General features: G+C 44.9%; 8 protein-coding genes. All 8 read left to right on the forward strand.

The window, feature by feature from the left end:
* Positions 1-420 precede the first annotated feature (420 nt).
* The 8 genes from N2K84_RS10130 (at position 421) to N2K84_RS10165 (ending at position 11968) form a co-directional block, all read left to right on the forward strand.
* On the forward strand, positions 421-1014 hold the full coding sequence (locus N2K84_RS10130) for an RNA polymerase sigma factor (RefSeq protein ID WP_282591691.1): 594 nt from the start codon (positions 421-423) through the stop codon (positions 1012-1014).
* 113 nt (positions 1015-1127) lie between these two features.
* On the forward strand, positions 1128-2156 hold the full coding sequence (locus tag N2K84_RS10135; RefSeq protein ID WP_282591692.1) for a FecR family protein: 1029 nt from the start codon (positions 1128-1130) through the stop codon (positions 2154-2156).
* 129 nt (positions 2157-2285) lie between these two features.
* On the forward strand, positions 2286-5108 hold the full coding sequence (locus N2K84_RS10140; protein WP_282591693.1) for a SusC/RagA family TonB-linked outer membrane protein: 2823 nt from the start codon (positions 2286-2288) through the stop codon (positions 5106-5108).
* The gene (locus tag N2K84_RS10145) at positions 5011-5757 is read left to right on the forward strand and encodes a SusC/RagA family TonB-linked outer membrane protein (protein WP_282591694.1); all 747 of its coding nucleotides are present in this window, start codon (positions 5011-5013) and stop codon (positions 5755-5757) included. Before N2K84_RS10140 ends, N2K84_RS10145 begins: the two co-directional genes overlap by 98 nt.
* 12 nt (positions 5758-5769) lie before the next feature.
* The gene (locus N2K84_RS10150; RefSeq protein WP_282591695.1) at positions 5770-7506 is read left to right on the forward strand and encodes a RagB/SusD family nutrient uptake outer membrane protein; all 1737 of its coding nucleotides are present in this window, start codon (positions 5770-5772) and stop codon (positions 7504-7506) included.
* A gap of 34 nt (positions 7507-7540) precedes the next feature.
* Positions 7541-8701 carry a DUF4960 domain-containing protein gene (locus N2K84_RS10155; RefSeq protein ID WP_282591696.1) on the forward strand — a complete coding sequence of 387 codons (1161 nt, stop codon included), beginning with the start codon at positions 7541-7543 and terminating at the stop codon, positions 8699-8701.
* A 152-nt stretch (positions 8702-8853) separates the two neighbouring features.
* Entirely contained in the window at positions 8854-10404 is a 1551-nt protein-coding gene (locus N2K84_RS10160; protein WP_282591697.1) for a glycoside hydrolase family 32 protein, read from the forward strand.
* 19 nt (positions 10405-10423) lie between these two features.
* The gene (locus N2K84_RS10165) at positions 10424-11968 is read left to right on the forward strand and encodes a glycoside hydrolase family 32 protein (protein WP_282591698.1); all 1545 of its coding nucleotides are present in this window, start codon (positions 10424-10426) and stop codon (positions 11966-11968) included.

The raw sequence follows: 11968 nt of genomic DNA on the forward strand, positions 1-11968 counted from the left end.
TCTCAATGATTTGATTAGTCATGAAATCCGTTACAGATTTTTAAGACCAGTCAAATCATTGAGAATTATTTACTGCCCGCCGGATTTGGATGAATTTAAGGACCCTATCTCGATGATTGTTTTTATAAGGAACAAATATCCTTCTCAACTTAGAAGTGTTTGTTGTAAATGACAAGATATCCCGTTTTTAATTCACAAACTCGAAAATACAACCGAAAGCCTTAATATGTATCTCAAATACGGCGGGCTTCCTTATTTGATCTTTACGACAATTTCTATCCGAATTTGTCGAGAAACTGAATCTGGCATCATCTTCTTTCGTGTCTTTCGAGAGAAGGGATTTTTACAGAATCACCCCCAACTTCACCAAACCTGTCAGGTTTTCTATTACTTTTGAGGGAAGATAAAACCTGAAAAACCTTGACTTCACTATCCCGGCATATTGATTCGCTGAGTGTAAAGCAGCTGAAAGAAGGCGACCCCAAAGCATTCGATGCGCTTTTTAATAAATATGCCCAGCGTTTGTATAATTTTTCGCTCAAGTACCTCAAGTCGGCCGAGGAGGCCGAAGAGGTGGTGCAGGAGGTTTTTATGTACGTATGGGAACGAAAGGAAGGCTTAAAACCCGACAGCTCTTTTAACTCCTACATTTTCACCATTGCCTACAACATTATCCGAAAGCATTTTATCCGGAAAGCGCGCGACAATTCGCACAAAGACGATCTCATTTATGCTTTCCTGAATGAAGAAAACAACCTCGACCAGACAATCGACTATAAGTTTTTGCTGGAAAAGGTGGAAAACATCATCAACAATCTGCCCGAAAAGAGAAAGGCAATCTTTATCAAAAGGAAGTATGAAGGCTTACCGGTGAAACAGATAGCCGAAGAATTGGGCATCTCTCCCAATACCGTCGAAAACCAACTGGTAGCCGCACAAAAACAAATCCATCGCGAACTTCAAAACGAAAAACTGGCCGGCCTCATCTTTTATGTCCTGTTTTTATCTGTTTGAGGGTAGTTGCAATTAACAGAAAATCAATCGAATAGGAATTATTTAAAAAATAGTTCATTTTTTTCTTGTTTGCGGATAGTGGAAAATGGCCTGAAAAGGACATAACCAGTATCATGGATACCAACAAGGAAAAAATAAAACGATTTATCTCCGGCAAATTTTCTTTCAACGATTATTTGGCGGTTTCGGATTGGTTTCGCCAGGAGGAAAAGCAGGATGAACTCAGGATGAGCATGGAAGAGGAGTGGAGCGAAACAACATCCACCGGACCCGACCAGCAACGCTTAAGTCGGGTGCTCGATAAACTTCATCACCGGATCAACTTGGAGAAACCGGTTTCCGCGACAGCCCTTCAACGCTATTACCGCCTTTTCTCAAAGGTTGCTGCTATCTTGCTCATTCCGGCCCTGATCACAATTGCCCTGCTGGCCTATCTTTCAACAGATCGCCTGGGTTCTGTTGACGCCTGGGCCGAAATCCATTCGCCGATTGGCACAAGGACTAAATTTCAGTTGCCCGACGGAACGGTTGGTTGGCTGAACAGTGGCTCGGTAATCAAATACCCGGTAAGTTTTCTGAGCAGCAGGCATGTGGAGGTGTCGGGCGAGGCCTGGTTTGACGTCGTTCACCGGGAGTCCGATCCGTTTTACGTAAAAACTCCCTGGTTTCAGGTGAAGGTTTTGGGCACTCAATTCAATGTTATTTCTTACGAGGATGAAAAAACGGCTGAAGTGATTCTGGAGAGAGGAAAGGTTCAGGTTACCGGGGTGGATACCAAATTTAAAAATACGCTGGAGCCCGACCAGCACTTGGTTTATGACAAATCGGCCCGGCAAACCTTCCAGACGCGTATCGACGCAAAATCATATACCAGTTGGAAAGACGGGCTGATGATCTTCAAAAACGAACCCATGGCCGAAATTGCCCGGCGGTTGGAGCGCAGGTACCATGCCGAGATTATTCTGCATAGCGATTCGCTGAAAACATCGGTATTCCGGGCCACGTTTCAGGATGAAGACCTGGACGAAATTTGCCGAATGCTCTCCACGGTTGCTCCTATCCGGTACAAAATCCATGAGCGGGAGAAAAGACCGGACGACACATTTACAAAAACCAGAATTGAGATGTGGCTGAATAATTAACCATCAAAACAGATAAAATAACCTATGAAGAATTGACTTAAAGAAAAAACAGGGAGGTATTCGCACTACCGCCCTGTCATGAAGTAGAATTAACTTAATGAAGTAGTAAATCCACTAACGTTCAAATTTATGAAAAAAAAGAAGAACCCTTGGCCGTTGGCAAACACCGGCCTGTTAAAAATGATTAAAATGATGCGCTTTACCATCTTTATCGTGCTCGTTTCCCTGACTCAAACCTTTGCGGTGAACAGCTATTCGCAGCAGACGAAACTTAACTTCGATTTGAGAAATACCAGGGTGGAAGACGTTATAGATCAGATTGAAAGAAACTCCGAATTCTTTTTCCTCTATAACCGGAACCTGATTGATGTGGACCGCAAAGTTGACATCAAGGCTGAAAACGAAAGTGTTCGTGAAGTACTCGAAAAAATGTTCCAGGGAACCGATGTTTCCTTTACAATTAAGGACAGACAGATCATGTTGGCTAAAATTCAAACCGAAGGCAACCAGCCGAACGTCCAGCAAGCTTCGGTAACCGGTAGGGTGACCGATACCGCCGGGCTTCCGCTGCCCGGAGTCACCGTGTTGGTAAAAGGTACTACCACCGGAACAATTACGGATGGGGACGGACGTTACAGTCTTTCGAATGTTCCGCCCAATACTATCCTGGTATTTTCATTTGTAGGCATGCAATCGAGCGAAGTTGAAGTGGCCGGTCAAGGAACCATCAATATTACCATGAAGGAAGAGTCGATAGGCCTGGAACAAGTAATTGTAACTGGTTATCAGACTCAAAGGCGGGCAGATTTGACTGGCGCCGTTGGCGTTGTTGAGGTGGATAAAATCAAAGAAATGCCAACAGGTAATGCTATCAAAGCATTGCAAGGACGACTTGCCGGGGTGTACATCACAACTGACGGTAACCCGGGGTCGTTTGCTACGGTTCGTATTCGCGGGGGTAGCACCATGGGGTCAGGGAATAACAATCCCTTGTACATCATTGACGGGGTACCGACAACCGGAGGTATCGAACAACTTAATCCGAACGACATTGAATCGATGCAGGTATTGAAAGATGCTTCGTCTGCCAGTATTTACGGTTCTCGCGCTAACAACGGGGTCATCCTAATTACAACAAAAAAAGGGCAACAAGGTGTCAGTAAGGTTGAATTCAGCTCGTATGCTACCATTCAACACTATGCCAATAAACTCGATGTATTGAACACCTACGACAGAGGTTTGGTAAATTGGCAAGCCGCCATTAACGATGGAAATACGCCAACATCAGCTATTTATACCTATGACTGGCATCGCGATGAAAGCGGGAAAGCTATTCTGGACCGGATTCTTCTTCCGGAGTTTATCGATCCGGCACAGACCATGCGGCCAGCTGATACTAAATGGTATGACGAAGTATCTCAGCAATCACTAATCCAGTCGTACAACCTGACCTTTTCGAACGGAAATGAAAAGAGCAATACGCTGTTCTCGTTGAATTACTATGATCACGACGGAATCATCAAGGAAACCAATTCCAATAAAATAACTGCCCGTATCAATTCGGATTACAGATTTCTGGATGGCAAGCTAAAAGTGGGCGAAAACTTGACTATTTCGCGGGTAAAGAATGCTGAGATTCCTGTGGGAGATGTGATGTACCTGGCTTTGGTTCAGCAACCTGTAGTTCCGGTTTATTCTGTGGATGGTGGCTGGGGAGGCCCTGCTCCGGGCATGACCGACCGTCACAATCCGGTTCGTTTAATTGAGCAAAATAAGCAAAACGAATCGCGCACAGCGCGGGTGTTCGGGAACATGTATGCAGATCTCGAAATCATCAAAGGATTGAATTACAGATCTAATTTTGGTATTGATTATACGCAGAATTACTACCGGAAGATGGATTATTCATATGAATCCGGGTTTCTAATCAGTGATATCAGCCGGGTGACAACTTCACAATGGCATAATATAGCATGGACATGGTCCAACACCTTGAATTACAAATTTGAAAAAGGCAAACACAATATAGATATTGTTGTGGGTACTGAAGCCATTAAGGCAGAATACGAATCGTTCTATGGAAGCCGCGAAGGATATGTCATCGAAGACCCGGAATACATGTTCCTGGATTCCGGTACGGAGAAAATCCTGAATGGTGGAAGTGGTGCCGGTAACTCGCTGTTTTCTTATTTCGGAAAAGTAAACTACGTGTTCGATCAAAAGTATCTGGCTTCGGTCACTGTTCGCCGCGATGGTTCATCCCGTTTTGGTAAAGATAACCTGTATGGTACTTTTCCTGCTTTCTCTGTTGGTTGGCGGTTAAGCGAAGAAGACTTTTTTAAAGAAGCCTTGCCTCAGTTTTCAAACCTGAAATTCAGGGCTGGCTGGGGGATTACCGGTAACCAGGAGATCAGTAATGAAGCTATTTATTCCATCTACCGTTCGGATTATGGCATCGACCCAACCTGGGATTTTGATTCAGGAACAGCCTATGATATTACTGGGGCTGACTCGGGACCCCTTCCTTCAGGTTTTCGTAAAATCCGCGAAGGCAATACGGGCTTGAAATGGGAAGAAGCCACTCAAACTAACTTAGGGATCGATTTTGGATTGATGCATCAGAAATTGTATGGTAGTTTCGACTATTTCTTCAAAGAAACCAAGGATATTTTAATTGAGCCTCCTTACCTGGCTGTTAAAGGCGGTGGTGGCAACCAATGGGTGAACGGTGCCACACTGGAAAATAAAGGTTGGGAATTTGTGCTGGGGTACAATACCAAACTGGGTAACGGATTGGAAATTGACCTGACCGGAAATATCTCATCCTATAAACGTGAAGTTACCTTTTTACCAAATGAAGTACTCACCGGCTACCCGGGAGACCCGTCAACCGGAAAAAGTGGGGCATTCCGACCTGGTTCACTTCGGTTATATAGCCGACGGTATTTTTAAGAACCAGGATGAAGTGGACGCTCACGCTTCTCAAACAGGAAAAGGCGTTGGCCGTATTCGTTATAAGGATATTGGCGGCTTGGATGCTGAAGGTAATTTCGTATATCAGCCTGATGGCGTGGTAGATGCGCTTGACCGTACCTGGCTTGGCGACCCGAATCCCGATTTTATCTACGGTCTGAATGCCAGTTTTGCCTACAAAGGATTTGACCTGAATCTTTTCTTTCAGGGGATATACGGCTCCGATGTGTACAACGAATTTAAACACCTGACCGATTTTACCTCGATTTGGCAGGGAACCAACTTTGGCTCACGAACACTACAAGCGTGGACACCGGACAATCCAAACTCAACGATTCCGATGTTGACCCGTACGGATACGAACAATGAAAACCGCGGTTCCTCTTATTTTATTGAAGATGGTTCGTACCTGAAACTGAGGAATATTCAGATTGGATACCAGGTTCCGGCTCGATTAATCCAGAGTTTACGCATGTCTTCTGCCCGGATCTATTTGCAGGGACAGAACGTCTTCACCATTAAGGATAGAAAAGGAGGCGATCAGTTTACCGGCGTTGATCCTGAATCTCCCGGGTTTGCCTACCCGATCCCATCTAGCTACACAATTGGTATTAATGTAACATTCTAGAAAATACAGACAATGAAAAAGATAAGCAACAATATATCCGCCTGGATTCTGATAATAGCTTCAGGGTTACTGTTTTCCTGTTCGGACTCGTTTCTTGAAATGGCACCAAAGAGCATTGTTAGCAGCGACCAGCTTTTAACACTCGAGAATGCAGAGAGTATGGTCATTTCTGCTTACGCTGAATTGGGTAATGACCACTATACTGCACCGAATTCCTTATGGCCTTATGCCGACATTACCAGTGGCGACTCCTATAAAGGGGGCGGTGGAACCGGTGATATCTGGGAATTCAACTTCATGGAATTATTTGCGTTTAACACGACAGATAATCCGTTGGTTGATCAGAAATGGTACCGGCTCTATGTCGGCATTGGGCGAGCAAACGAAGCGCTTAAAGTTGTCAATCAGCTATCGGCAGAGGAGTACCCCCAAAAACTTGCCCGTCAGGCTGAAATGCGTTTCCTCCGGGCACATCACTATTTCATTTTGAAAACCATGTTCAAGTACATGCCTTGGATTGATGAAACAATTGAAGGAAACGCCTACAACGAAGTGTCAAACCGAGAATTTTCCGATCAGGAATTGTGGGACAAAATTGCTGCCGAGTTTCAGTTTGCAGCTGATAATCTGCCCGAAACCCAGAACGACAAAGGACGGCCAGGCAAATACGCCGCGTTGGCCTATTTGGCAAAAACCAAGTTGTACCAAGCCTACGAGCAAAATGAACAACACAGCGTAACCAATATTAGTGCATCAAAACTTCAGGAAGTGGTTAACCTGGTTGATGAAGTGATTGCCTCAGGACAGTATTCCCTTTTTGCAGATTTTGGCTACAATTTTTTGCAGACTCATGATGAAGGAAGCACCGAATCGGTTTTTTCCATTCAGCGGTCTATCGAAGATGGCACACCTAAAGGTCGCCTGGACTGGGGAAATGCACTGAATTACCCCATGAACCCGGAATACGGCTGTTGTTGGTTTCACATTCCGTCTCAAAATTTGGTGAATTCGTTTAAAACGGATGCTGCCGGCCTTCCCCAGTTCGATACTTTTAATAATTCAGACGTTTTGGAAGGCGACGATTTTCAGGAAAATACCTTTGATGCCCGTTTAAATCACACCGTGGCCATTCCCGGGCATCCCTGGAAATACGATCCTGATTTTATTTACCAGAAAGATTGGGCCCGTGCTACCCAGATTTATGGACATTTTTCTTCGCTGAAAGAAAATCAGCATTACGCATGTGCCTGCTTCGAGAAAGTGCCGCCATTCATGGCTAGCTCCAAAAATACCGATATCATCCGGTTTGCTGATGTTCTGTTGTGGAAGGCTGAAGCCCTCATCGAACTTGGTCGCGAGGACGAGGCCCTGCCCATAATTAATGATGTGCGCCAGCGGGCAATCAATAGTACAGCCATGCTTATGGACAAGGATGGAAATCCGGTTTCAAATTACGGCATGGATACTTACAAGCCGGGAGAAAATTGTACCTGGAATCAGGATTTTGCCCGTCAGGCATTGCGTTGGGAACGTCGCCTTGAATTGGCCATGGAAGGTATCCGATTTTATGATCTGGTTCGCTGGGGAATTGCTTTTGAATACATCAACAATTACTTTACCGAAGAATCGGTTAAGCGGGAATACCTGAAAGATGGACAGTTTACAAAAGGAAAACACGAGTACTTTGCTATTCCGCAAAACCAAATTGACTTCAGCAAAGGATTGTACCAGCAGAACTATGGTTGGTAAAGAAGGAAGTGTTAAAACGTAAAAGACATTCGAAATGAGAAAACATATATTAAATCTTTTAGCGATCGTATTCCTTGCAGGCATGATTTCTTGCGATGAAGAATACAAATCCAACTTGGTATTGGATAAAGATGTTACGATCTCAGCCTTTTCAGTCGATGGTGTTGAAGGAGTAATCAATGAAAAAAATAAAACGATTTCGGTTACAGTACCTGATGGCACTGATTTGGCGAACCTCAGCACAACGATTCAATTGGCAGAAGGTGCAACGATTACTCCTGCAATTTCAGGTAATATGGATTTTTCGAATCCTCTGGAAGTGATGGTTGTCAATGGTGATGTATTCAGTAAATATACGATCACTGTATCTGAACTATTTTACATTGGCTTTTTGGGCACAGCGCCTAATGTTGGGGCGATTGCCGATGACGATGAAAAAGCCGCTGCCGAATGGTTCTTCGAAAACTACGATAACGGAGTTTACGTAAGTTTCGATGCTATCAAAAATGGCTCAGTCGATGTGAATGACTTCCGGGTGCTTTGGTGGTACTATGATTCGGGCCGTGATCTTCCCGCTGCTGCGCTGGATAGCGATGTACTCAACGCCATCAATAATTTCTACAAAAATGGCGGCAATCTACTGTTCAATGGACATGCCTGCGCTTATTTGTGGACTTTGGGGCGAATCACGAACAATTACAACATGGTGATCGGCGACGGAGAGGGGTTTGAAAATGGCGATACCTGGACGATTGGAGCAACCGTGGGAGCACATGACATGACTGGCCATCCGATTTATAAAGGGATTACTTTTAACCAGGATAATGATGGTTATCAGTGGGTGCCAATCATTGGACCGGGCTACCGCGAAGACCATAACTATGTGATTGTTGAAGTAGCCGGTTTCCATGGTTACGGAAATGGAGACGAAAACGCCTATACGGCTTTTACTGCATCAAACCAGGTTCAATGGCTTGGCGTTTGGGGCGGCATACGCGACTATTTTATGGCTGGTGTTATGGAACTGCTTCCAACCGATGAGTATCAGGGGAAGGCAATTTATCAAGGTATTGGCGGTTTTGAATTCAATCAAAACGAGCAGGGGGACATCAATCCTTCCGGCGAAAATGCGTATCAATCCAATATTAACCTGATTACAAAGAATTCACTGAATTATTTGTCTCAAAAAAATTAATCAACGGATGTTGAGGTGGGCTAAAAGCTGTATCTGTGGGTCGGCAAGAAAAATCTTACCCGGCGAAACAGCTTTTGGCCTCCTTTTTTTACAGAAAACAGACAAGCTTTTTCAAACCGGAAAGCAGATTGTCTCCGAAAACTTATAAATAAATGAAACTTAGCAAGATCATATTTTTGATGTCCGTGCTGCTACTGGGAGCCTGCAGCGATAACGAAGAAACTGACAGCAGTGCAGATGTGATGTATCACCACAATTTCAGGCCTTACTATCATTACACGCCGCAGGCAAACTGGATGAACGACCCCAATGGGATGGTTTATTTCGACGGCAAATATCACCTTTTCTACCAGTACTATCCTAATGGAACCACCTGGGGGCCTATGCATTGGGCGCATACCGTCAGTACTGATTTATTTCATTGGGAAGACCAGGGGATCAAGCTATATCCCGATGAGTTGGGGTATATCTTTTCAGGGAGTGCGGTGGCAGACCTAAACAACACGGCCGGATTCAAAACTGGAAGCGAAACGCCATTGGTGGCCATTTTCACCCATCATCAAAATATAACCGGGAGGCAGGTTCAAAGCCTCGCTTACAGCAACGATAAAGGGGATACCTGGGCCAAGTACGAAAACAATCCGGTTTTGGACAATCCGGGGATAGCTGATTTTCGCGATCCAAAAGTAATTTGGCACGAAGCCACCCAAAGATGGATCATGGTGCTGGCCGTTTACGACCACATTCGTATCTATTCATCGCCAGACTTGAAAGCATGGGAACTGGAAAGTGAGTTTGGAAAAAATGAGGGATACCACGGGGGCGTATGGGAATGTCCCGACCTGTTTCCGTTGAAGGATGAACAAGGAACCGAAAAGTGGGTAATGCTGGTTAGTTTGGGAGGAAACGAGTATAGCGAACCAAACGGCGGTAGCGCAACCCAATATTTTATCGGAGAGTTCGACGGGAGTTCCTTTGTTTCAGAAAATGACGAAATCCTGTGGGCCGACTATGGCATCGATAACTATGCCGGTGTTACCTGGAGCAATATTCCCGAAACAGACGGACGGCGCCTGTTTATTGGTTGGATGAGTAACTGGGCGTATGCCAATGTTGTACCTGAATCCGGTTGGCGCAGCGGAATGACTGTTCCGCGAGAAATCAAATTGAAGAAAAGGCAAGACAATCGCTACATTCTTCATTTCTCTCCGGTGGACGAGCTGAATACATTAGTTGATCCGCAAAAGACGATTGCACCCGAAACCCCGGCCAATCAGATTCATGTTGATTACCACGAAATTATCGCCGGGGGCAGCTATCAAGTCGAAATGGAAATCATTCCTGCGGAGATAGATCAGTTTACCATTTCTCTCGGAAATGAATTGGAAGATCTCACGATCAGTTACAGTACAACAGATGGTGAATTCACGATTGACCGTAGTAATTCGGGGCATGTCACCTTCAATAATTTATTTATGCGCGAAATTCGTTGCGACTACCAAGCTACAGGGGCAACCCTGCCTCTTACATTGCTGGTCGATCAGAATTCAGTTGAATTGTTTATCAATCAGGGAGAAAAGGTTATGACCGCCTTGTTTTTTCCAAGGTACAATTACAAGTTTTTAAGACTTGACGGCAACACGCAGAGTAAATTTGTCAAGTCATTGACGATAAAAGCACTCAAGAAGTCAATGATCCGATAACACCTAAAACAAAAGAAGAATGAAAAAATATTTGCTCATTGCAGTTCTGGCTATCCTGGCTTCGGGCTGCGCACAAAAGCAACAGACAACCGAACAATACGCAGAACAGTACCGCCCGCAGGTTCATTTTACACCCGATAGCATGTGGATGAACGATCCAAACGGCATGGTTTATTACGAAGGAGAGTATCACTTATTCTATCAGCATTACCCCGACAGCACCATTTGGGGGCCCATGCATTGGGGACACGCTGTCAGCACCGATTTGGTGCATTGGGAACACATGCCAGTGGCGCTGTATCCCGATTCTCTTGGTTGGATATTCTCGGGCAGCGCGGTGGCGGATGTAGCAAACACTTCGGGTTTGGGAACTTCAGAAAATCCTCCGTTGGTGGCCATTTATACCTATCACAATCCGGAGCTTGAACGTGCAGGCTCTGATACTTTTCAATACCAAGGCATTGCTTACAGTATCGACAAGGGACGCAGCTGGACAAAATATGCCAATAATCCGGTATTGAGCAATCCCGGTATCCGTGATTTCCGCGATCCGAAAGTGATTTGGCACGAAGAAAACAACCGCTGGATTATGATCCTGGCTGCCCAGGATCGGGTGCAACTCTATTCTTCGCCCGACCTGCTTGAATGGGAATATGAAAGTGACTTTGGCCAAAATATAGGCGCTCATGGAGGTGTGTGGGAATGTCCCGATTTGTTTCCAATGGAAACTGGCGATACGGTCAAATGGGTCATGTTGGTCAGCATCAACCCCGGTGGACCAAACGGTGGCTCGGCCACACAATATTTTGTGGGTGATTTTGACGGGCATCAGTTCATTCCAATTGGCGACAAAACCAAGTGGATTGATTACGGCAAAGACAATTATGCCGGGGTCACCTGGTCAAATGTTCCGGATGAAGACGGACGACGACTGTTTATTGGTTGGATGAACAACTGGCAATATGCAAACGAGATACCTACGTCGGGATGGCGTGGAGCTTGTACGGTGGCCCGCGAGTTGGAGCTGGTGGATGTGTATAACGAATATTTGTTGATTTCGAAGCCGGTTGCTGAATTCGATCAGTTGAAAATGAAAGAACAACTGATTCCAGCCACTACCATTTCCGGCTTGCATGATCTCAAAAAGCTTTTCCGGTTTCCAGTCGAGATTAATCTGAATTTCGATACAAAAGATGCTACCAGTTTTAATTTCGCCGAAAGCTTCGGAGTTGTTCTTTCCAACAGCAAGGGCGAAAAGCTGGTCATTGGATACGACAACCTGAATAAACTGTTTTATGTTGATCGCAGCCAGTCTGGATGGCAAAGTCCAAACAACGAATTTGCAGGCATCCATTATGCGCCGTATATTAACAACGACCCATCGATGGATATGAAACTGATAATTGATCATTCATCAGTGGAATTGTTTGCCAAAGGCGGTCTGGTTGTAATGACCGAATGTTTTTTTCCAACAGAAGATTTCACGATGGTCAGCCTTTTTTCAGAAGGTGGTGACGTGAAATTAACTCAGGGTTCAGTTTGGCAACTGGCTGGAATTTGGTAA

This window comes from Gaoshiqia sediminis, from assembly GCF_025907915.1.
In the GTDB taxonomy this organism is placed as follows: Bacteria; Bacteroidota; Bacteroidia; order Bacteroidales; family Prolixibacteraceae; genus Gaoshiqia; species Gaoshiqia sediminis.

Bases quoted from the DNA above. Each gene is read 5' to 3' on its own strand.
- N2K84_RS10145 (WP_282591694.1), top strand. From the start codon at position 5,011: ATGAAGTACTCACCGGCTACCCGGGAGACCCGTCAACCGGAAAAAGTG.
- N2K84_RS10165 (WP_282591698.1), top strand. From the start codon at position 10,424: ATGAAAAAATATTTGCTCATTGCAGTTCTGGCTATCCTGGCTTCGGGC.
- N2K84_RS10140 (WP_282591693.1), top strand. From the start codon at position 2,286: ATGAAAAAAAAGAAGAACCCTTGGCCGTTGGCAAACACCGGCCTGTTA.
- N2K84_RS10160 (WP_282591697.1), top strand. From the start codon at position 8,854: ATGAAACTTAGCAAGATCATATTTTTGATGTCCGTGCTGCTACTGGGA.
- N2K84_RS10135 (WP_282591692.1), top strand. From the start codon at position 1,128: ATGGATACCAACAAGGAAAAAATAAAACGATTTATCTCCGGCAAATTT.
- N2K84_RS10150 (WP_282591695.1), top strand. From the start codon at position 5,770: ATGAAAAAGATAAGCAACAATATATCCGCCTGGATTCTGATAATAGCT.
- N2K84_RS10155 (WP_282591696.1), top strand. From the start codon at position 7,541: ATGAGAAAACATATATTAAATCTTTTAGCGATCGTATTCCTTGCAGGC.